Annotated in this window: 20 protein-coding genes; 12 read left to right on the forward strand and 8 right to left on the reverse strand. The window is 65.7% G+C overall.

What is annotated here, in order from left to right; all coding sequences use genetic code 11:
• Positions 1 to 36 precede the first annotated feature (36 nt).
• Positions 37 to 615 carry a TetR family transcriptional regulator gene (locus GJV37_RS08295; protein ID WP_169887881.1) on the forward strand — a complete coding sequence of 193 codons (579 nt, stop codon included), beginning with the start codon at positions 37 to 39 and terminating at the stop codon, positions 613 to 615.
• A 24-nt stretch (positions 616 to 639) separates the two neighbouring features.
• A complete protein-coding gene (locus GJV37_RS08300) occupies positions 640 to 1,173 on the forward strand; it encodes a methylated-DNA--[protein]-cysteine S-methyltransferase (RefSeq protein WP_240157938.1) in 534 nt (177 codons plus the stop codon).
• On the opposite strand, the gene GJV37_RS08305 is transcribed toward GJV37_RS08300, so the two are convergent.
• Together GJV37_RS08305 and GJV37_RS08310 are read right to left on the reverse strand one after the other, a co-directional pair.
• Positions 1,170 to 1,646, reverse strand: coding sequence for a methylated-DNA--[protein]-cysteine S-methyltransferase (locus tag GJV37_RS08305; RefSeq protein WP_024765436.1), 477 nt, complete (start codon positions 1,644 to 1,646; stop codon positions 1,170 to 1,172). The genes GJV37_RS08300 and GJV37_RS08305 overlap by 4 nt on opposite strands.
• Positions 1,647 to 1,648: 2 nt before the next feature.
• Positions 1,649 to 2,554, reverse strand: coding sequence for a DNA-3-methyladenine glycosylase family protein (locus tag GJV37_RS08310; protein WP_193452321.1), 906 nt, complete (start codon positions 2,552 to 2,554; stop codon positions 1,649 to 1,651).
• 180 nt (positions 2,555 to 2,734) lie between these two features.
• Here GJV37_RS08310 and speE point away from each other — a divergent pair, with 180 nt between their 5' ends.
• The 3 genes from speE to GJV37_RS08325 all read left to right on the forward strand — a co-directional run bounded on the left by speE (position 2,735) and on the right by GJV37_RS08325 (position 6,962).
• The gene (gene speE, locus GJV37_RS08315) at positions 2,735 to 3,595 is read left to right on the forward strand and encodes a polyamine aminopropyltransferase (RefSeq protein ID WP_024765438.1); all 861 of its coding nucleotides are present in this window, start codon (positions 2,735 to 2,737) and stop codon (positions 3,593 to 3,595) included.
• A gap of 286 nt (positions 3,596 to 3,881) precedes the next feature.
• Positions 3,882 to 5,957, forward strand: coding sequence for an LTA synthase family protein (locus tag GJV37_RS08320; protein ID WP_193452322.1), 2,076 nt, complete (start codon positions 3,882 to 3,884; stop codon positions 5,955 to 5,957).
• Positions 5,958 to 6,176: 219 nt separating this feature from the next.
• Positions 6,177 to 6,962: a sulfite exporter TauE/SafE family protein gene (locus tag GJV37_RS08325; protein ID WP_169887878.1), complete on the forward strand. Its 786-nt coding sequence runs from the start codon at positions 6,177 to 6,179 to the stop codon at positions 6,960 to 6,962.
• 140 nt (positions 6,963 to 7,102) lie between these two features.
• Here the strand turns inward: GJV37_RS08325 and GJV37_RS08330 are convergent, their stop codons facing one another.
• A complete protein-coding gene (locus GJV37_RS08330; RefSeq protein WP_037017623.1) occupies positions 7,103 to 8,119 on the reverse strand; it encodes an AraC family transcriptional regulator in 1,017 nt (338 codons plus the stop codon).
• 130 nt (positions 8,120 to 8,249) lie between these two features.
• Here GJV37_RS08330 and GJV37_RS08335 point away from each other — a divergent pair, with 130 nt between their 5' ends.
• The 6 genes from GJV37_RS08335 (at position 8,250) to GJV37_RS08360 (ending at position 13,639) form a co-directional block, all read left to right on the forward strand.
• Positions 8,250 to 9,725 carry a flavin-containing monooxygenase gene (locus GJV37_RS08335; RefSeq protein WP_084359152.1) on the forward strand — a complete coding sequence of 492 codons (1,476 nt, stop codon included), beginning with the start codon at positions 8,250 to 8,252 and terminating at the stop codon, positions 9,723 to 9,725.
• Positions 9,709 to 10,656: an alpha/beta hydrolase gene (locus GJV37_RS08340; RefSeq protein WP_170860184.1), complete on the forward strand. Its 948-nt coding sequence runs from the start codon at positions 9,709 to 9,711 to the stop codon at positions 10,654 to 10,656. Before GJV37_RS08335 ends, GJV37_RS08340 begins: the two co-directional genes overlap by 17 nt.
• The gene (locus GJV37_RS08345) at positions 10,653 to 11,414 is read left to right on the forward strand and encodes an SDR family oxidoreductase (RefSeq protein WP_084359148.1); all 762 of its coding nucleotides are present in this window, start codon (positions 10,653 to 10,655) and stop codon (positions 11,412 to 11,414) included. Before GJV37_RS08340 ends, GJV37_RS08345 begins: the two co-directional genes overlap by 4 nt.
• Before the next feature lie 33 nt (positions 11,415 to 11,447).
• Positions 11,448 to 12,131: a VIT1/CCC1 transporter family protein gene (locus GJV37_RS08350; RefSeq protein ID WP_054908468.1), complete on the forward strand. Its 684-nt coding sequence runs from the start codon at positions 11,448 to 11,450 to the stop codon at positions 12,129 to 12,131.
• A gap of 277 nt (positions 12,132 to 12,408) precedes the next feature.
• Positions 12,409 to 12,747, forward strand: a complete 339-nt coding sequence (locus tag GJV37_RS08355; protein ID WP_024765445.1) for a ribonuclease E inhibitor RraB — start codon at positions 12,409 to 12,411, stop codon at positions 12,745 to 12,747.
• Between the two features lie 187 nt (positions 12,748 to 12,934).
• Positions 12,935 to 13,639, forward strand: coding sequence for a type 1 glutamine amidotransferase (locus GJV37_RS08360; protein WP_065327620.1), 705 nt, complete (start codon positions 12,935 to 12,937; stop codon positions 13,637 to 13,639).
• Between the two features lie 92 nt (positions 13,640 to 13,731).
• Here GJV37_RS08360 and GJV37_RS08365 read toward each other — a convergent pair whose 3' ends face one another.
• From GJV37_RS08365 to ydcS, 5 genes are all read right to left on the reverse strand, one after another.
• The gene (locus GJV37_RS08365; protein ID WP_170860183.1) at positions 13,732 to 15,156 is read right to left on the reverse strand and encodes a gamma-aminobutyraldehyde dehydrogenase; all 1,425 of its coding nucleotides are present in this window, start codon (positions 15,154 to 15,156) and stop codon (positions 13,732 to 13,734) included.
• Positions 15,157 to 15,307: 151 nt separating this feature from the next.
• Positions 15,308 to 16,129, reverse strand: a complete 822-nt coding sequence (locus GJV37_RS08370; RefSeq protein ID WP_170860182.1) for an ABC transporter permease — start codon at positions 16,127 to 16,129, stop codon at positions 15,308 to 15,310.
• Positions 16,119 to 17,021, reverse strand: coding sequence for an ABC transporter permease (locus GJV37_RS08375; RefSeq protein ID WP_169887872.1), 903 nt, complete (start codon positions 17,019 to 17,021; stop codon positions 16,119 to 16,121). The genes GJV37_RS08370 and GJV37_RS08375 overlap by 11 nt, the downstream gene beginning before the upstream one ends.
• Positions 17,018 to 18,037, reverse strand: a complete 1,020-nt coding sequence (locus GJV37_RS08380; protein WP_024765450.1) for an ABC transporter ATP-binding protein — start codon at positions 18,035 to 18,037, stop codon at positions 17,018 to 17,020. Before GJV37_RS08380 ends, GJV37_RS08375 begins: the two co-directional genes overlap by 4 nt.
• Before the next feature lie 275 nt (positions 18,038 to 18,312).
• Positions 18,313 to 19,485, reverse strand: a complete 1,173-nt coding sequence (gene ydcS / locus GJV37_RS08385) for a putative ABC transporter substrate-binding protein YdcS (protein WP_170859565.1) — start codon at positions 19,483 to 19,485, stop codon at positions 18,313 to 18,315.
• Between the two features lie 350 nt (positions 19,486 to 19,835).
• On the opposite strand from ydcS, the gene GJV37_RS08390 reads away from it, so the two are divergent.
• Positions 19,836 to 21,248: a circularly permuted type 2 ATP-grasp protein gene (locus tag GJV37_RS08390; protein ID WP_024765451.1), complete on the forward strand. Its 1,413-nt coding sequence runs from the start codon at positions 19,836 to 19,838 to the stop codon at positions 21,246 to 21,248.
• Positions 21,249 to 21,250 lie beyond the last annotated feature (2 nt).

Genomic DNA, 21,250 nt, shown 5'->3' on the forward strand with positions numbered 1-21,250 from the left:
TATATAAATGAATGTTCATTTATAAAAGAGATTGGCATGGCTCGAACCAAGACAGTAAGCGACGCAGCGATACTCGACGCCGCCATGCAGCTGATGGTGCGCGCAGGACCGGAGGCGGTGACCTTCGCCGCCGTGGGCCGCGAGGTCGGGCTTTGCGCCGCGACACTGGTGCAGCGCTACGCGACCAAGGCGGATTTCCTCCGCGCCGTGTTGCTGCGCGCCTGGGACCAACTGGATGAGCAGACCGCCCGACTCGACGAGAGCACCGAGTTGAGCCCGGAAGGCGCGATTCAGATGCTGGTGGCGATGTTTCCGGTGGGCGAGGGTGAGACCGATTACGCGGAAGGGTTGCTGATCCTGCGCGAGGACATGCGCGATCCAGTGCTTCGTGAACGAGGTGCACGATGGGGCGCGTCGTTGGCCGCGGCATTGGGGCGGCGATTGAGCGATGATCCGCAACGGCAGCCGATTCTCGGCCGGCTGATGGCCTGCCAGTGGCAGGGTGCGCAGCTGTGGTGGGCTTTCGAACGTCGAGGCGATCCGGCGAGTGCCATCGGCGACGAGCTGCGCCGTTGGTGCGATGTCGTGCTGAAGGCGGAAAGGGTTGCGGGATAAGGCGCCGCGATGGAGACTCGTTCGATGCATTACTGCCTGATCGAAACAGACCTCGGCTGGTTCGGGCTCGCCTGGAGCCCGCAGGGAATCACGCGCGCCTATCTGCCGGGGGACTCCGTGCACAGCGTGCGCGAGCGCTTCGACAAGCTCGGCACCGAGACTGCCCAATGGCCTGCATTCATCGATGAAGCGCGCCGGTTGATCCTCGGTTATGCGCAGGGCGAAGCGGTGTCGTTCGAGAGCTTGCCGCTGGACCTGTCCGGCCAGAGCGATTTCCACCGCCGCGTCTACGACGACATTCTCCAGCTGGGCCGTGGGGAGACCACGACCTATGGCGAGATCGCCCGGCGCCTGGGCGATGTCGGCTTGTCCCGCGCGGTGGGGCAAGCGATGGGGTCCAATCCGATCCCGTTGATCATTCCCTGTCACCGTGTGCTTGCCAGCGGCGGCAAGACCGGTGGCTTCTCCGCACCCGGTGGTAGCGGCTCGAAGATGCGCATGCTGGCGTTGGAAGGCTACGTCGATCCGCAGGCCGCACAGACCTCCTTCGATTTCTAGGCCTTTTCCAGCGCGCCCTCCAGGCGCAGCAACAATTCCTTGCGCGGCAGGCCGCCGGCGTAGCCGGTGAGGCTGCCGTTGCTGCCGATCACCCGGTGGCAGGGAACGATGATGCTGATCGGGTTGGCACCGTTGGCCGCGCCCACCGCGCGGATGGCCTTGGGCCGGCCGATCCGCCGCGCCAGTTCCGCATAGACAGTGGTATAGCCGTAGGGAATCTCCAGCAGCGCCTGCCAGACCTGGCGCTGGAACTCGGTGCCACCGGTGTTCAGCTTCACGTCGAAGCGCTGGCGCTTGCCGGCGAAATATTCGTCCAGCTGACGCGCCACGTCGTCCAGCAGCGGGCTGCCTTCGCGCCAGTCCGGCTGAGGGTAATGGCGCACCTCCAGGTCCATGTAGAGCATGCTCAGGCCGCCTTCGTCGCCGGCCAGCAGCAGGCGGCCGGTGGGGCTGTCGTGGTAACGGTAGTGCATGGTCATCCTCCGGTGCGGCCGACCTGGGAATAGGCGTGCCACAGATAGACGGCGGCATAGGCGCGCCACGGCCGCCAGGCTTCGGCGCGACGTTGCAGCTCGCGGGCGGTGATGCCTTCCGCGCCCCACACCGGCGACTTGAGCAGGCCCAGGTCGGCGGCGGGGAAGGCGTCCGGATCGCCGAAGGCGCGCAGGGCGACGTACTCCGCCGTCCACGGACCAATGCCGGGGAGGGCGCAGAGGCGCTGTACCAGGTCGTCGGCGCCGTCGTTCACGTGCAATTCCAGCGCGCCGCTGGCGCAGGCGGCGGAGAAGCGCTGCAATGTCTCCACGCGCTTGCCGGGCATGCCGATGCCGGCTAGGTCAGCTTCGGCCAGGGCCTCGGGGGGGGGGAACAGCCGCGTTGGCTGGCCTTCACAATCGCCGGGCAACGCTTCGCCCAGGCGCTGCACCAGGCGTCCGACGATGGTGACGGCGGCCTTCACCGTGACCTGCTGGCCGACGATGGCGCGCACGGCCTGCTCGAACGGGTCGAAGGCGGTGGGCAGGCGCAGGCCGGGCGCCTGCAGTAGCAGCGGGGCGAGCAGCGGGTCGGCCTGGAAGTGCTCGGCGATCTGCAGTGGGTCGCTGGCCAGGTCGAACATCTTGCTCACCCGCGCCGCCAGCGGTTGCGCATGCTGCGGCGCCAGGTGAATGTCCAGTTCCAGTTCGGCGCTGTCTTCGCGCGGGCGAACGCTGAACCAGCCGATATCGCCGCCCACGCGCACACTGCGGGCATAGCGGCGCGGCGACAGGCATTCGACGCCGGTCAGGCTGCGCAGGGCGAAATGCTCGTGGAACTGCTGCCAGTCCCAGGGCGCACGGTAGGGCAGGCGAATGAGTTGGGGAGTGGGGGGCGTGTTGGTCATGGGGCGACATTACCCGTTGCCGGCAATGCTGTCCTCCCGCGCCTGACTTTCAAATTCCCCTGGAAGGCTGGCGCCGACGGCAGGGTTCGACCTGTCATCGATGGGCACGTAGAATGCGCGCCTCTTTCGGGGCGGCCCGGCCGTCCCCTCCTATTGTCTTGTCCCGACGGGAGCGCACTCATGCACGATTACCAGGAAACCCTCTACGACGGCTATGGCCAGCGTTTCAGCGTCGACAGGATGCTCCACGAGGTGCGCACCGAGCACCAGCACCTGGTGATCTTCGAGAATGCCCGCATGGGCCGGGTGATGGCGCTGGACGGCGTGATCCAGACCACCGAGGCCGACGAGTTCATCTACCACGAGATGCTCACCCACGTGCCGATCCTCGCCCATGGCAACGCCAGGCGCGTGCTGATCATCGGTGGCGGCGACGGCGGCATGCTGCGCGAGGTGTCCAAGCACGCCAGCGTCGAGCACATCACCATGGTCGAGATCGACGGCACCGTGGTCGACATGTGCAAGGAGTTCCTGCCCAACCATTCCCAGGGCGCCTTCGACGACGCGCGGCTCAACCTGGTGATCGACGACGGCATGCGCTTCGTCGCCACCACCACGGAGAAGTTCGACGTGATCATCTCCGATTCCACCGACCCCATCGGCCCCGGCGAAGTGCTGTTCTCGGAGAACTTCTACCAGGCCTGCCATCGCTGCCTGAACGACGGCGGCGTGCTGGTGACCCAGAACGGCACACCCTTCATGCAACTGGACACCGTGCGCAATACCGCCGGCCGCATGAACGGCCTGTTCGCCGACTGGCACTTCTACCAGGCGGCGGTACCGACCTACATCGGCGGTTCGATGACCTTCGCCTGGGGTTCGACCAACCCGGCCCTGCGCCACGTCGACGTGACCACCCTGGCCCAGCGCTTCGCCGCCAGCGGCATCCAGACCCGCTACTACAACCCGGCTATCCACCAGGGCGCCTTCGCCCTGCCGCAGTACGTACTGCAGGCCATCGGCAAGCGGGCCAACGACTGATCGTCGCGCAAGCGCGGGGACAAGCCCCGCGCCACGACATTTTCTTCACGCGCTCTACGGCACTCTGCCCGCCCTTGGGCGGTCCCACATGCGCCGATTCACCCTTGCATCATCCCGAAACGATTGGCATGCCAGGCTTAATGTCCGCTCAAACGGCGCACTTTAGAATGCGCCGCCGCTGCTTTTGCGGTGTAATGCCGCAGCCTTTCGTGCTTGCGTGGGCCACGGTTCTGCCCGGCCTAGGCGAAGCACCTTCGAACCCACACGTTCATTACGGAACCAAGAAATGGGCCAATCAGAAGTCCTGACCAATCGCCAGACCGGTGCGAGCCTCACGCGGCCGACCGTGTCCAGCCATCTGGCGTTCACCGCGCTCAGCGTCGTCACGCTGATGGTGATGTACTCCCTGCTGCGCCTGGCGCTGTTGATCTATAATCGCGAGCTGATCGGCAGCACGCCGGCCTCTACCTTTGTCGAAGCATTCCTCACCGGCATGCGCTTCGACATCCGCGCCGTGGTCTACATCGTTGCTCCGCTGGTGTTCGCTATCGTCAGTGTGCGCGCCATGGGCTGGCGCTGGCTGTGGAAGGCCTGGCTGACCGTCGCCGCGAGCATCACCCTGTTCCTCGGGGTGCTGGAGATGGACTTCTACCGTGAGTTCCACCAGCGCCTGAACAGCCTGGTGTTCCAGTACATGTCCGAAGACCCGAAAACGGTCATGAGCATGATCTGGTACGGCTATCCGGTGGTCCGTTACCTGCTGGCCTGGGCTTTTGCCACCTGGCTGCTGTACCTGCTGTTCAAGGGTATTGACCGCGCCACCCGTCCGGCCGCCAGCGGCCCGTCGGCGGCCGCCTGGTACATCCGTACCGCCGTCTTCCTGGTCATGGTCCTGCTGTGCGTCGTCGCCGCCCGCGGCACCCTGCGCCAGGGCCCGCCGCTGCGCTGGGGTGATGCGTTCACCACGGACTCGCAGTTCGCCAACCAGCTCGGCCTGAACGGCACCCTGAGCCTGATCAAGGCCGCCGAGAGCCGCTTCTCCGAAGACCGCGACAATATCTGGAAGTCGACCCTGCCGCAGGATCAGGCCTTGGCCACGGTGCGTCAGATGCTGGTGATGCCGGACGACAAGCTGGTGGATGCCGATGACGCGCCGGTTCGCCGCGACTACACGCCGCCAGCCGATGGCACCCTGCCGGTGAAGAATGTCGTGGTGATCCTCATGGAAAGCTTTGCCGGCCACTATGTCGGTGCCCTGGGCGCTCCGGGTGAGATCACGCCGAACTTCGACAAGCTGGCGAAGGAAGGGCTGCTGTTCACCCAGTACTTCTCCAACGGCACCCACACCCACCAGGGCATGTTCGCCACCATGGCGTGCTTCCCCAACCTGCCGGGCTTCGAGTACCTGATGCAGACGCCCGAGGGCGGCCACAAGTTCTCCGGCCTGCCGCAGTTGCTGTCGGCGCGCAAGTTCGAGGACGTCTACGTCTACAACGGCGATTTCGCCTGGGACAACCAGTCCGGCTTCTTCGCCAACCAGGGCATGACCTCGTTCATCGGCCGCAATGACTTCGTCAACCCGGTGTTCTCCGACCCGACCTGGGGCGTCTCCGACCAGGACATGTTCGCTCGCGGCAACGAGGAACTGGACAAGCTGGAAGCCACCGGCAAGCCGTTCTATGCGCTGCTGCAGACCCTGTCCAACCACGTGCCCTACGCGCTGCCCAAGGACCTGCCGGTACAGCCGGTGACCGGTTACGGCAGCCTGGACGAGCACCTGACCGCGATGCGCTACTCCGACTGGTCGCTCGGCCAGTTCTTCGAGAAGGCCAAGAAGTCGCCGTACTACAAGGACACCATCTTCGTGATCGTCGGCGACCACGGCTTCGGTACCCCCGAGCAACTGACCGAGATGGATCTGTTCCGCTTCAACGTGCCGCTGCTGGTCGTCGCGCCCGGCATTCAGGAGAAGTTCGGCGCCACTCGCGACACCGTCGGCACCCAGATCGACATCGTGCCGACCATCATGGGTCGCCTGGGCGGCGAAGCGCGCCACCAGTGCTGGGGCCGCGACCTGCTGAACCTGCCCGAGGGTGACAAGGGCTTCGGCATGATCAAGCCCTCGGGCAGTGGCCAGGATGTGGCGCTGGTTTACGGTAATCGCATCCTGATCAAACCCAAGGAAGGCGACATCCGTGTCTACGATTACAAGCTGGGCAAGGACTTCGGTGTCACCCGCATCGAAAACACCCCCGAGCAGTCGCAGATGAAGACCCGACTGGAGTCCTTCATTCAGACCGCCACCCAGGCCCTGCTGGATAACAAGACCGGTGTGGTTGACGGCAAGCCTGACGTGAAGTGATCGATGAGCCGGTGAAAAGGGGCCTTCGGGCCCCTTTTTCTTGCCTGCCGCTGCGCCAGGAGTGCCATTCCAGATGACATCGCGCAGGCGCGGCCCATCCAGATTTCAGCAAAAGACAGTTATAAAGTAAGACCACATCGGTCTAATGGATTATAAGAAAAGTCAGTATCCTCCCGGCCACACCACGAGGTGATCAGTTTCGCCAGTCAGGACGCGTAGATGGATTTCGGCAATATCGGGTTTGTAGTCGCGGGTCTTGTCGTAGGCTTTATCGTTGGGATGACCGGTGTCGGTGGCGGTTCGCTGATGACGCCCATCCTGCTCTGGTTCGGTATCAACCCTGCCGCCGCGGTAGGCACCGACCTGCTCTATGCCGCTATCACCAAGTCCGGCGGCGTCCTGGTTCACCGCAAGAACGACAACATCGACTGGCGCATCACCGGCTGGCTGGCCCTGGGCAGCGTCCCGGCTGCCGCGTTGACGTTGCTGTTCCTGCACAGCCTGCATACCGACACCGCGGCCATGAACGCGGTGATCAAGAACGCCCTGGGCGTCGTGCTGCTGCTCACTGCGCTGGCCGTGCTGTTCAAGAAGCAGGTGCTGGCCTTCGCCCAGCGTCACGCCGGGGACAGCTTCCACTTCAGCGGCCCCCGGCTGAATACCCTGACCGTGATCACCGGCGCCATCCTCGGCGGCATGGTCGCGCTGACGTCCATCGGCGCCGGCGCCCTGGGTACGGTGGCGCTGTTCATCCTCTATCCCTTCCTCGCCACCCGCCGTCTGGTGGGCACCGAGATCGCCCACGCTGTGCCCCTGACCCTGGTCGCCGGCCTCGGCCATGCCAGCATGGGCAACATGGACTGGGGCCTGCTGGGCTACCTGCTGATCGGCTCGCTGCCGGGCATCTACATCGGCAGCCACCTGGCCGGGCGTATTCCGGACGGCGTGCTGCGCCCGTGCCTGGCGATCATGCTGGCAATGATCGGCTACAAGCTGGTCTTCTAAAAAACCGTCTACGATCTGCTGCGCGTCGGCCGTAGGGCGTTGGAAAGCGCCCTCAGATGCTCATTTACAGAACGTAAACTCCGCTCTTCGGGCGTTCTCCGCCTACCACGGCTCTGCTCGCAAGATCGTCAGCAGATTTTCTAACGGCGGCGGAAACGTCCCGGCGTCACGCCTTTCCAGCGACGGAAGGCGTGGATGAAGTTCGACACCTCGCCGTAGCCGAGTCGCTCGGCGATTTCCTCCAGACGAATTGCCCCCGTGGCCAGCAATTCCTCGGCCAGCGCCTGGCGCACCTCGTCGAGCAGCGCGCGATAGCTGCTGCCTTCGCCTTCCAGCCGGCGCCGCAACGTGCGCGAGGTCATGTGCAACTCATCCGCCAGTTGCTCCATGTCCGGCAGCCGCCCCGGCGTGCCCAGCAGGCGGTCGCGGATCTGCCCGGAAAGCCCGGTGCGTACCTGGCGCCGGGCGAGCAGGGCGCGGCATTGCTCCTCGCAGCGCCGCGCCACTTCCGGGTTTGCGCCCGGCAGCGGCATTTCGAGAATGTGGCTGTCGAAGACGATGCGGTTTTCCGTCTGGCCGAACAGCGGTTTCACCCCCAGTTCATCGATATAGGGCTGCAGGTCGGCTGGCGCTTCGCGGCGGAACAGCGCCTGGCGAATCGGCGGCGGCTGGTTGGTGAGGTCGCGCTGGATGCGCAGCACACCGCCGCCGTCGCGGTCGATGAGGAAGTCGCGCAGGTCTTCCGGCACGGACGTGTCGTCCAGCACCAGGTGCGCTTCGCCGTCGTGTTCCTCCAGGGTCATGCGGTGGAAGGCATAGGTCAGGTCGAGGTAGCGCAGGCCCAGGTGCGCGGCACTGAGGAAGGTCGAGCTGCTGAGCATCGCGAAGCCCCAGATGCCGTAGGCGTTGAGGTGGTAGCGCAGGCCGGCCTTGAGCCCGATGCCGGGGCGCTGGCCGATGTGCCGGTTGATGTTGCGCAGCAACTCCAGTTCCTGGGTGGCCTCCACCTCGGCGCCGGGATCGGCGAGCACACCGATGTCCAGTCCGGTGCGGCCCAGGCACTGTTCCAGGGTCATGCCATGGTCGAGGCCGAACTGGGTCATGAGCTGCACGCTGATGGCACTGCGCCGGGGGGAGCAGGCTGGGGTAGCAGGCATCGAAACCTCGGGAGTCAGGGTGACCGAAAGTCACAATTTTCTGTCCGACTATGCCATAACCCGTGACGGGAAGTCGCACTAGGATGTTGTCATCCGCCGCTGCGCGGACATAAGAACCGGGAGCACAACAATGACAACATCATCCCGTCGATCGGCCGCCCCGCGCGTGCTGATCATCGGTGCCGGCTTCGCCGGCCTGGGGTTGGCGATCCGCCTGCAAAAGGCCGGGATCGACGACTTCCTGATCCTCGAAAAGGCCGCCGACGTCGGCGGCTGCTGGCGCGAGAACGTCTATCCGGGCGCTGCCTGCGACGTGCCTTCGCACCTGTATTCCTTCTCCTTCGAACCCAAGGCCGACTGGTCGCGCAAGTTCGCGCCCCAGGCGGAAATCCTCGACTACGCGCGGCACTGCGCCGATAAATACCGCCTGCGCGAACGCATCCGCTTCAACTGCGAGGTACGCGAGGCAAACTTCGATGAAGCCGCCGGTGAGTGGCGCGTAACCTGCGCAGATGGCGAAGAGCTGCGCGCGCAATCGCTGGTCTGCGCCCTGGGCCAACTGAGCCGCCCGTTGATCCCGAAGCTGCCGGGGATCGAGCGCTTCCAGGGCAAGGCCTTCCATTCCGCGCAGTGGGACCATGGCACGCCATTGGACGGCAAGCGCGTGGCCGTGGTCGGGACCGGCGCCAGCGCCATCCAGTTCGTCCCGCAGATCGCGCCGAAAGTCGCCGAGTTGCTGCTGTTCCAGCGCAGCGCCGCCTACGTGATTCCCAAGCCGGATCGCCCCTACGCCGGCTGGGAGCGCCGCATCAAGTCGCGCCTGCCCTGGCTGCAGCGTCTGGATCGTGGGCTGAAGTACGTGCAGCACGAGGCGCGGGCGCTGGCCTTCACGGTGTTCCCGCCGATGATGAAATTCATGCGGATCAGCTTTCACCTGCACATGCGCAAGAGCATCGCCGACCCTCAGCTGCGCGCGCGGCTGCAGCCGGATTACCCCATGGGCTGCAAGCGCATCCTGATCAGCAACGACTACTACCCGGCGCTGGCGCGCAGCAACGTGAAGCTGGTCGATACCGGCATCCGTGAGGTTACTGAAGACGCCATCGTCACTCGCGACGGCCAGCGTCATCCGGTGGATACGATCATCTACGGCACCGGCTTTGCCGCCACCGAGTTCCTCGCGCCGATGCGCATCACCGGCCTCGCCGGGCGCGAGCTGAACCAGGCCTGGAGCGACGGCGCCGAGGCGTACAAGGGCATCAGCGTCAGCGGCTTCCCCAACTTCTTCATCCTCTACGGACCGAACACCAACCTGGGGCACAACTCCATCATCTACATGCTGGAGAGCCAGTTTCCCTACGTACTCGGCTGCCTGCAGCGCATCCAGCGCGAGGGCCTGAAGTACCTGGACCTCAAACCGCAGGTACAGCAGGGCTTCAATCGCCAGTTGCAGCACGACCTGCAGCACACCATCTGGGAGCGCGGTTGCAGCAGCTGGTACAAGACCGAAAGCGGCCGCAACACCGTCAACTGGCCGGGCTTCACCTTCCGTTACCGCCAACAGACCCGCCAGCCGGAGTTCGCCGACTATGACTGCATCCGTTGAGCCCGTGGTACCGCTGTCGATCCGCCAGAAACTCCTGACCGCCACCTTGCGTGGCACGCTCAACCTGCTGTTCCGCGGGTTGATGGGCCCGCAGTTGCCGGTGAAAGCTCAACGTGCATTGCTGCGCGGGCTGACGGCCGCAACCCTGACGCCTCGCGGCGTGCATCGTCAGCAGACGACGCTGGGCGGTGTCCCGGCCGAGGTCTGGCGTCCCGATGGGGGCGGCGAGGGCAGGGTGATCCTCTACCTGCATGGCGGTGCCTATCTGGTTGGCTCGCCGGCGACCCACCGGGCGATCACCGCCAACCTGGCGCGGCGCTGCCAGGCCGAGGTGTGGGTGATCGATTACCGCCTGGCGCCGGAGCACCGTTTCCCGGCCCAGCGCGAGGACGCGGTGGCGGCCTACCGCGCCTTGCTGGACAAAGGCATCCCGGCATCCGCCATCGCCGTCGCCGGAGATTCCGCGGGGGGCCATCTGACCCTGCAACTGGCGCTGGAGGCGAAGAAGCAGGGGCTGCCGGTGCCGGGCGCGCTGGTGACCTTCTCGCCGGTGACCGATCTCTCCGCCGAGCATCTGCACGCGCCAACGGCCGGCGATCCGCTGATCACCCGCGCCTGGATGGACAGCGCCATGGAGATGTTCTGCCCGCCGGGCATGCCGCGCGTGGACGCACAACTGTCGCCGCTGCATGCTGATCTCACCGGCTTGCCGCCGCTGCTGATCCAGGTCGGCGAGGATGAAGTGCTGCGCAACGACAGCCTGCGCTTCGCCGACGCGGCGCGGCGGCATGGCGTGAGCGTCAGCCTGCAACGTTTCCCCGGCTGCTGGCATGTGTTCCAGGCTCACGCCGGCCTGCTGGACGTGGCCGACCGGGCGCTGCAGGACGTTGCCAACTATCTCGCCGGCCATCTGCAGGGAGCACGCCGATGAATTCCATCCTGATCAGCGGTGCCGCCTCCGGCATCGGCGCCGCTACCGCGAAGCTCTTCCACCGTAATGGCTGGCGCGTCGGTCTGATCGACCTCAATCCCGAGCCGCTGGAGAACCTCGCCGCCGAACTGGATGGCGCCTGGCAAAGGGCGCTGGACGTTACCGATGCCGAGGCCGTAACGGCGGCGGTGAACGCGTTCGCCGAAGCCAACGGCGGCCACCTGCGCCTGCTGTTCAACTGCGCGGGCATCCTGCGCTTCGGGCGTTTCGAGGACATCAGCCTCGCCGAGCACAACCGCATCATCGCCATCAATGTGCAGGGCGTACTCAACTGTTGCTATGCCGCGCTACCGTACCTCAAGCGCACGCCGGGTGCACAGGTGCTGAACATGGGCTCGGCTTCCGGGCTGTATGGCGTGCCGCAGATGGCCAGTTATTCGGCCTCGAAGTTTGCCATCCGTGGGCTGACCGAGGCGCTGGAGCTGGAGTGGCGCGAGCTCGGCATCCGCGTCGCCGACCTGATGCCGCCGTTCGTGCGCACGCCGATGGTCGCCAGCCAGACCTTCGAGCCCCCGGTATTGCGCCGCCTGGGCGTCACCCTGGTCGCCGAAGACATCGCTCGGGCCGCCTGGCGCCAGGCCCGGAGTGGCGGCGTGCACCGACCCATTGGCGCGATGTTCCGCGCCATGTACTGGTCCGGTCAGCTGTCGCCCCCGGCGATCAACCGCTGGGTGATGGCCTGGCTCAGCCGTGCCTGAGTAGACTGCAGGGGCGGCGAAGGAGGCCGTCCCATGCAGCGAATCCCCGAACCCCAGCCCTCTGTCTGGCAGCGAGTGCTGCAGGACATCACCACACCGTTCGACCGGATCAGCGAGATGACCTACGGGGTGATCATGACCCTGACCATCATCTCGGTGATTTCTGCTGCCAGTGGCGGTGCGAGCCGACAGGACCTGATCGTCGCCGCGTTGGGCTGCAACATCGCCTGGGGCGTGGTGGATGCCCTGATGCTGCTGGTGCGCCTGCGGGTGGAGCGGGTGCACCAGCACGGGCGGCTGCGCGCTTTGCGGGGTGTTTCGAGCGACACCGACTTTCGTGAAGGGCTCGACGAGTTCCTGCCGCCCAGGCTGGTGGCAGTGCTCCATCCGGATGAGGTCTGGAGCCTGCGCCAGCGGCTGATGGCCTCGGAACTGGGTATCGGTCAGCCGCGCGGTGGCGGTGCCGCTGTCTGGCTGGCGGCGTTGCTGATCGTGCTGCTGGTGAGCGGCATCACCCTGCCGTTGATCCTGCCGCTGTGGCTGGTGCCGGACGAGCTGATGGCACTGCGCATTGCCCAGGGCATCGGTGTGGTCATGCTGTTTGGCCTGGGCTGGCTGCTCAGCCGCTGGTCCGGTGACTCCCCCTGGCCGGGTGCGCTGGGCTTCACGGCCCTTGGCGTTGCCATGACGGGCCTGTGCATCGCGCTGGGCGGCTAGTGCCGCGGGGTTGCGCCATCCGCCGCCTGTCGCCGCCGAGCGGAGCAAAGCGTCAAAGTAGCGGCAGGTCGGGCGCCGAGACGCTACGCTGAGAAATGTGGCCGCTATATTTCCGTTGCGCCGCTCGGCGCGTTCGGCGGAGTTGGCCACCATTTCGGGGGACGTTGCGGCATTTGACGTTTCCTGGCGGCACACTGAAGTGCCCGGAACGCGACCGCCAAGGCCGCGTTCGTTGGCGGGGAATACACTCTGAACGTCTCGACAGGAGGTGCGTACCATGGAAAAGCCCCTCTCGGAGGATATCAGCGTCAACGTGTTGCGCCGGATGAAGGAAGGTGGCTTCGATTTCGCACGCATTCATCCCATCGACTTTTTCGCCATCTTTTCCGATGAACAGAACGCCCGCAAAGCTGCCCGGCAGTTTCGCGGCGAATCGCTGAGAACCCAGGTCGAGGCCCGCGATGACGGCGGCTGGAGCCTGCAGATCAGCAAGGTGATGTTCGCCACCCACGCCGCCATCGGTGATTTCGAACACGATCTTGAGGAGGTCGTGGTGCCACTGGGCGGTATTCTCGATGGATGGGGCGTGACCCAGGAGGTCACTTCCCTGCGCTAGCAGCACGTCGTTGAGCCGCTTTTCATGGCGGCCGATCTTCTACCCGCGAAACCCGACAGCGCGCCGTCGCCAGCAGTGACGGCGCGCTTCTTCACGTCGGCAAAGGCGGCGATGCAAGAAGGACCTTGCGGACACGCCCGGTTCCCCCGGCGCCACCGATGCGGCAGACTGCCGCGCGGAGGTGACCATGACCGATATCCTGATCCTGACCCACGTCGATTTCTGCCCGCCCGGCCATCTGGGCGTGGTGCTCGACCGTTTGCAATTGCCGTTCGACGTCCGCCGTGCCGACCTGGGCGAGTTGCAAGGCTACGACCTGGAACGGCCCAGGGCCGTCGCCATCATGGGCGGGCCGATGAGTGTGAACGACGACCTGCCATGGCTGCGCGACGAGATCGCGGCAATCCGCCGCTTCATCGAGCGCGACGTACCGATGATCGGCCACTGCCTGGGCGGCCAGTTGCTGGCCAAGGCGCTGGGCGCGGACATCCGTCGCCTGCCGTACACCGAACTCGGCTGGCAGCCGATGCGCCGCCAGGAAGGCCAGAGCCCGTGGCTGGCGCACCTGCCCGACGAATTCCCGATCTACCAGTGGCACGGCGATACCTTCGACATCCCCGAAGGCGCCACGCGCCTGCTGTCCAGCCCCTGGTGCGAGAACCAGGGCTTCAGCTATGGCGATCGCATCCTCGGCCTGCAGGGCCACCCGGAAATGACCGAGGAACTGGTCAGCGATTGGGTCAACGGTTTCCCGGAATACCTCGATCCCAGTCAGCCAAGCCAGGAGAGCGCAGCAGTCATGCTCGACGGTCTGCCGCAGCGAGTGGCGGCGATGAACCAGGTGGCGGAAGGCTTCTACCGTCATTGGTTGAAGCTGGCCGGGTTGATCTGATCCGGCGATCCTGGGGCGGCGATGGGACATCGCGGACGGAGTCCGCTCCCACGCAGGAGCTCGCTCCTACAGTGTCTGCATGTGTGTGCGACTCAATGCTTGAACATGATGTGCCGCGCCACGGTGTAGTCCTCCAGGCCGTACATCGACAAATCCTTGCCATAGCCGGACTGCTTGAAGCCGCCGTGGGGCATTTCGCTGCACAGCATGAAATGCGTGTTCACCCAGGTGCAGCCGTACTGCAGGCGCGCCGCGACTCGTGAGGCGCGTCCGACATCCTTGGTCCACACCGACGAGGCGAGGCCGTAGTCGGAGTCGTTGGCCCAGCGCACGGCCTCGTCCGCATCGCTGAACGGCGTCACCGACACCACCGGGCCGAACACCTCGCGGCGGACGATCTCGTCGTCCTGCTGGGCGTTGGCTACCACCGTGGGTTCGTAGAAGAACCCCTTGCCGCTGACCATCTTGCCGCCGGTGGCGATCTGGATGTGCGGGCTGGCCTTGGCCCGTTCGACGAAGCCGGAGACGCGGTCGCGCTGGGCCGCGGTGATCAACGGGCCGAGTTCGGTATTCGGGTCGTTCTGCAGGCCGGTCTTCAGGCTGGATACCGCGCTGGCCAGATCGGCGACGAAGTTGTCGTAGACCTTCTTGCCGGCATAGATGCGGCAGGCGGCGGTGCAATCCTGCCCGGCGTTGTAGAAGCCGAAGGTGCGGATGCCGGCGATCACATCTTCCAGGTCGGCGTCGTCGAAGACGATCACCGGGGCCTTGCCGCCCAGCTCCATGTGCAGGCGTTTCACGCTGTCGGCGGCGCTCTTGATGATGGCCTTGCCGGTGCCCACCGAGCCGGTCAGCGAGACCATGCGCACCAGGTCGTGGCTGACCAGTGGCGCGCCCACGCTCGGGCCACGGCCGAAGACCAGGTTGACCACGCCGGCGGGGAACAGCTCGGCGATGAATTCGGCCACGCGCAGGGCGGTCAGCGGGGTCTGTTCCGACGGCTTGAGCACCACGCAGTTGCCCGCGGCCAGCGCCGGGCCGAGCTTCCATGCGGCCATCATCAGCGGGTAGTTCCACGGTGCGATGGAGGCGACCACGCCCACCGGGTCGCGACGGATCATCGAGGTGAAGCCGGGCAGGTACTCGCCGGCGGCGGAGCCGGGCAGCACGCGGCAGGCGCCAGCGAAGAAGCGGAATACGTCGGCGATGGCCGGGATCTCGTCGTTCAGCGCGGCGGCGTAGGGTTTGCCGCAGTTTTCCGACTCCAGGCGGGCCAGTTCCTCGGCGTGTTCCTCGATGCGGTCGGCCAGGCGCAGCAGGAGCATGGCGCGGTCCTTCGGCGCGGTCTGCGACCAGCCGTCGAAGGCGGCGTTGGCGGCGCGCACCGCGGTATCCACCTGGGCTTCGCTGGCTTCGGCGATCTGGCCGATCACCTCGCCGGTGGAGGGGTTGAGGATATCCAGCTTGGTGCCTTCACCGGCGACGAACTGGCCGTTGATCAGGAGTTTGGTTTGCATGGGGCTCTTCCTTCAATGGGTTTCCCCTCACCCCAGCCCTCTCCCGGAGGGAGAGGGGGCTGTCCTCTGCACGGTGGTATCCCGCTGCACGGATGCTCCCTCTCCCTTCAGGGAGAGGGCTGGGGAGAGGGCGTTTCGCAAAACGCCAGAGTCATTTCCCGCTCCCTGCCACATCACTGGTCCCGCGCGTCAGGTAGTACGCGCCGAGTATCGGCAGCATGGTGGCGAGCATCACCAGCATGGCCACCACGTTGGTGATCGGCACGTCGCGCGGGCGGGTCAGCTGGTTGAGCAGCCACAGCGGCAGGGTGCGCTCATGGCCGGCGGTGAAGGTGGTGACGATGATCTCGTCGAACGACAGCGCGAAGGCCAGCATGCCGCCGGCCAGCAGCGCCGTGGCGATGTTCGGCAGGATGATGTAGCGGAAGGTCTGCCAGCCGTCGGCGCCCAGGTCCATGCTCGCCTCGATCAGGCTGAACGAGGTGCGGCGGAAGCGCGCGATCACGTTGTTGTAGACGATCACCACGCAGAAGGTGGCGTGGCCGATGACGATGGTCAGGAAGCCGGGGTCGATGCCGAGGGTCTTGAATGCCGAGAGTAGGGCGATACCGGTGATGATGCCGGGCAGGGCGATGGGCAGGATCAGCATCAGCGAGATGCCTTCCTTGCCGAAGAAGTCGCGGCGGTAGAGAGCGCCGGCTGCCAGCGTGCCGAGGATCATGGCAATCAGCGTGGCGACGCAGGCGATCTTCACCGACAGCCAGATGGCGTCGAGTACGTCCCCGCGCTGAAACGCGATGCTGAACCATTTCAGGGTGAAGCCCTGCAGCGGGAAGCTGTAGGCCGACTCCTCGGTGTTGAAGGCGTAGAGCAGGATCACCAGGATCGGGAAGTGCAGGAACAGCAGCCCGCCCCAGGCCGTCAGGCGCAGGAACCAGGAGGGACGGTCGGTGGAATGTGCATCAGAGCGCATCGAAGGCCCCCAGCCGCTTGGCGATGGAGAGATACACGGCGATCAGCACGATGGGCACCAGGGTGAAGGCTGCCGCCAGCGGCATGTTGCCCACTGCGCCCTGCTGCACGTAGACCATGGTGCCGATGAACAGCCCGCTGGGGCCCACCAGTTGCGGGATGATGAAGTCGCCCAGGGTCAGGCTGAAGGTGAAGATCGAGCCGGCCACCACGCCGGGGAAGGCCAGCGGCAGGATGACCTGGAAGAAGGTCTGCCGCGGGTGCGCGCCGAGGTCGGCCGAGGCTTGCAGCAGCGTGGGCGGTAGGCGCTCCAGGGCGGCCTGGATCGGCAGGATCATGAACGGCAGCCAGATGTAGGTGAACACCCAGAAGCGCCCGATGTGCGAGGTGGACAAGGTGTTGCCGCCCACGCCGGGCACTTCCAGCAGCAGGTTGAGCAGGCCAAGCAGGTGCAGGTGCTCGATCACCCAGTAGAGGATGCCGCCCTTGGCCAGGATCACCGTCCAGGCGTAGGCCTTGACGATGTAGCTGGCCCACATCGGCAGCATCACGGCGATGTAGAAGAAGGCTTTTTCCTTCGGCCCGGCATAGCGCGCCATGTAGTAGGCGATGGGGAAGGCGAGGATGGCGCTGGCGATGGACACGGCGATGGCCATGCCCAGCGTGCGCAGGACAATGTCGTAGTTTGCCGGGTTGAACAGTGCCCGGTAGTTGGCCAACGTCAGGTCCGGCGTCACCGCCATAGTGAAGTCGTCGAAGGTGTAGAAGCTCTGCCAGAGCAGGGCGAACAGCGAGCCGATGTAGATCACGCCGAACCACAGCAGCGGCGGGATCAGCAGCATCAGCAGGTAGAGTGTGCTGCGCCGGTAGAGGAAGGTGGAGATCGCCCTCATGACGGCGGTTCTTCCAGCAGCGGCACCAGCGCGCTACGCGCCCAGGAGGCGGTCACTGCGTCGCCGGGTTTCGGGCGCTGTTCCTCGCGCTCGCCGTTGGGCAGCGCGGCGACCAGGCGCACACCGTTCTCCAGTTCGATCTCGTAGCGGCTGCTGGCGCCCATGTACTGCACGTCGAACAAGGTGCCACTGACCTCCAGTTCGCCCTCACCGGCGCGGCCGAAGCGCACGTGTTCCGGGCGCAATGAGTGTGGGCGGGACTCGCCGAGCAGGCGTTGGGCGAGATCGCCGCGCAGCACGTTGGCGGTACCGACGAACTCGGCGACGAAGCGCGTGGCCGGGCGACGGTAGAGGTTGCCCGGAGTATCGACCTGTTCGATGCGGCCCTTATTGAACACTGCGACGCGGTCGGACATGGACAGCGCTTCGCTCTGGTCGTGGGTGACGAAAATGAAGGTGATGCCCAGCTGGCGTTGCAGTTTCTTCAACTCCACCTGCATCTGCTCGCGCAGCTTCAGGTCCAGCGCGCCGAGGGGTTCGTCCAGCAGCAGCACACGCGGGCGATTCACCAGGGCGCGGGCGAGCGCCACGCGCTGGCGCTGGCCGCCGGACAACTGCGCCGGCTTGCGCTTGCCGTATCCGGCGAGGGCGACCATCCCCAGGGCTTCCTCGGCGCGGTGGTAGCGTTCGGCCTTGGCCACGCCTTTCACCTTCAGGCCGTAGGCGACGTTGTCCAGCACGTTCATGTGTGGGAACAGCGCGTAGTCCTGGAACACCGTGTTGACGTCGCGCTCGTAGGGCGGCAGGCCCGCGGCTTCGTTGCCGTGGATGCGGATGGACCCGGAGGTGGGTTGCTCGAAGCCGGCGATCAGCCGCAGGCAGGTGGTCTTGCCGGAGCCGGACGGGCCGAGCATGGAGAAGAACTCGCCGTCGCGGATCTCGATGGACACGCGGTCGACGGCGCGCACCTCGCCATAGTGGCGGCTCACGTCGGTGAACTGGACGGCTGTGGTCATGCTGCGGGCTACCTGCGTGGCGGGGGCTGCATCAGAAAAGGTAGCGCATGGGGGCGGGGGTGCTTGCCGACTTGTGGGTGAGGTGGGGCATTTGTAGCGGCGACTGTTTTCTGGAAAGGTTTGTGCCAACGCATCCCCTCACCCCCAGCCCTCTCCCTCAGGGAGAGGGAGCCGTCCGTGCCGGCTGATGGCAAGGTTTCATCCTGCACCGAACGGTTCCCTCTCCCGCTTGCGGGAGAGGGTTAGGGTGAGGGGCTTTTGATCCGGCAGGGGGATCACCTCCCACCCATGATCGCAATGTAGTCCTGCGTCCAGCGGCTGTACGGCACGCACTGCCCCTGGGCGCACTTGGCCTGCGGGGTCTTCCAGAAGGCGATGCGGTCGAACTGGTCGTAGCCATTGTTCGCGCAACCCTGGGCGCCGAGCAATTGGCTGCCGGTGCAGCCGGCGGGGGCGGCGGGCACCGAGCCGAACCAGGCGGCGACATCACCCTGCACCTTGGGTTCCAGCGACCAGTTCAGCCACTTGTAGGCGCACACCGGGTGCTTGGCGTCCACGTGCATCATGGTGGTGTCGGCCCAGCCGGTGACGCCCTCGGTGGGGATGGTCGAGGAGATCGGCTGCTTCTCGCCCTGCAGCGCGTTCACCTGGTAGGGCCAGGAACCGGAAGCGGCCACGCCTTCGTTCTTGAAGTCGCTCATCTGCACCGTCGCATCGTGCCAGTAGCGATGGATCAGCTTCTGCTGTTCGCGCAGCAGCTTGAGGGCGGCGGCGTACTGTTCCTCGTTGAGTTCGTACGGGTCCTGGATGCCCAGCGCGGGCTGGGTGGTCTTGAGGTAGAGCGCCGCATCGGCGATGTAGATCGGGCCGTCATAGGCCTGCACGCGGCCCTTGTTGCTCTTGCCGTCGGGCAGCTTCTGCTCGCTGAACACCACGCTCCAGCTGTCGGGGGCCTTGGGGAAGACCTTGGTGTTGTACATCAGCACGTTCGGCCCCCATTGGTAGGGCGTGCCGTAGTGCTGGCCATCCACCGTGTGCCAGGGCGCGTCCTGCAGGCGCTTGTCGACGTTCTTCCAGTTGGGCACCAGGGCGATGTTGATCGGCTGCACGCGCTTGCCGTAGACCAGCCGCAGCGAGGCATCGCCGGACGCGGTGACGAGGTCGTAGCCACCCTTGGCCATCAGGCTGACCATTTCGTCGGAAGTGGCGGCGGTCTTCACGTTGACCTTGCAGCCGCTGTCCTTCTCGAACTGGCTGACCCAGTCGTAGTTCTTGTCGCTCTCGCCGCGCTCGATGTAGCCGGGCCAGGCAATGATATCCAGCGCGCCTTCGGGGTTGCCGAGCTGCTTGAGTGCTTCTGCCGCCTGCAGCGAGGCGCTGGAGAGCAGGCTGACGCCGGCGAAGGCCAGTGCCGCGGCTTTCACTAAGGACAATTGCACGGATGACATGGACGGACTCCTGTTGTTCTTCGTGTGGGAGCCACTGCGGAACCAGCGCGCAGAAAAATGGCACCTCCGTTGACCGCTGCATGTCCATAGCGAATGGGCACGCTCTTGCAGCGTAGTTCCGGCCCCGGAGGCTGACAAGAAAGCCTCCGGCACCCCGCAAAAGCCCGCCGCATGGCGCTTGCGGCCCCAAACGGGGCGGGCCGGGGTGGCTGGCCGGGAAAAGTGCACCAAGCGGGTGCGTGGCCTCCGGGCAGCCTTTGCAAGTCATTGAACCAACAGGAAATCGACCTCTGGCACGGGCCTTGCGATGGCCTTCGCAGCCGAGGACGAGCGGCAACAAGGAGTAGAAGATGGCTCGGGTGTTCTATGACGAAATGCATGACGCCGCTGGCGCCTGCCGACCGCACTACACGGAGTTCGCCCGCTGGCTGGCGGACATGCCCGGCGAGCATCTGCAACAGCGCCGCCGCGAGGCCGACCTGCTGTTCTATCGCGCCGGGATCACCTTCACCCTCTATGGCGACGACCAGGGCACCGAACGCCTGATCCCCTTCGACACCATCCCGCGGAGCATTCCCGCCAGCGAATGGAAAATCATCGAGGCTGGCTGCATCCAGCGGGTACAGGCGCTCAACCTGTTCCTTGCCGACCTCTACCACGACCAGCGCATCCTCAAGGAAGGCCTGATCCCGCCCGAGCAGGTGCTGGCCAACGACCAGTACCAACTGGCGATGCAGGGCCTGGACGTGCCCGGCAATGTTTACGCGCACATCGCCGGCATCGATCTTGTGCGCGACGGCAACGGCGCCTACTACGTGCTCGAGGACAACCTGCGCACCCCCAGCGGCGTCTCCTACATGCTGGAGAACCGCAAGATGATGATGCGGCTGTTCCCCGAGCTGTTCTCCGCCCAGCGCATCGCCCCCATCGACCACTACCCGAACCTGCTGCTGGATACCCTGCGCAACTCCAGCCCGCTGGATAACCCCAGCGTGGTGGTGCTGACGCCGGGGCGTTTCAACAGCGCCTACTTCGAGCACGCCTTCCTTGCCCGCGAGATGGGCGTGGAACTGGTGGAAGGCGCCGACCTGTTCGTCCGTGACGAGCGCGTCTACATGCGCACCACCGCCGGCCCGCAGCAGGTGGACGTGATCTACCGGCGCATCGACGACGATTTCCTCGACCCGCTGGCCTTCAACCCCGACTCCATGCTCGGCGTGCCCGGCCTGCTGGCCGCCTATCGCGCCGGCAACGTGGTCCTGGCCAACGCCATCGGTACCGGCGTGGCGGACGACAAGTCGGTCTACCCCTACGTGCCGGAAATGATCCGCTTCTACCTCGACCAGGAGCCGATCCTGCACAACGTGCCGACCTGGCAGTGCCGCCGCCCGCAGGACCTGTCCCACGTGCTGGCGCACCTCCCCGAACTGGTGGTGAAGGAAGCCCAGGGCTCCGGCGGCTACGGCATGCTGGTCGGCCCGGCGGCTACCACGGCGGAAATCGAAGCCTTCCGCGCGCGGCTGATGGCGCGGCCGGAGGCCTACATCGCGCAGCCGACGCTGAGCCTGTCGACCTGCCCGACCTTCGTCGAGAACGGCATCGCCCCGCGGCACATCGACCTGCGGCCCTTCGTGCTGTCCGCGCCGGACAACGTGCGCCTGGTGCCGGGCGGGCTGACCCGCGTGGCGCTGCGCGAAGGCTCGCTGGTAGTGAATTCGTCACAGGGTGGCGGCACCAAGGACACCTGGGTGGTGGAGGACTGATC

This window comes from Pseudomonas nitroreducens (genome assembly GCF_010994165.1).
Lineage (GTDB): Bacteria > Pseudomonadota > Gammaproteobacteria > Pseudomonadales > Pseudomonadaceae > Pseudomonas > Pseudomonas nitroreducens.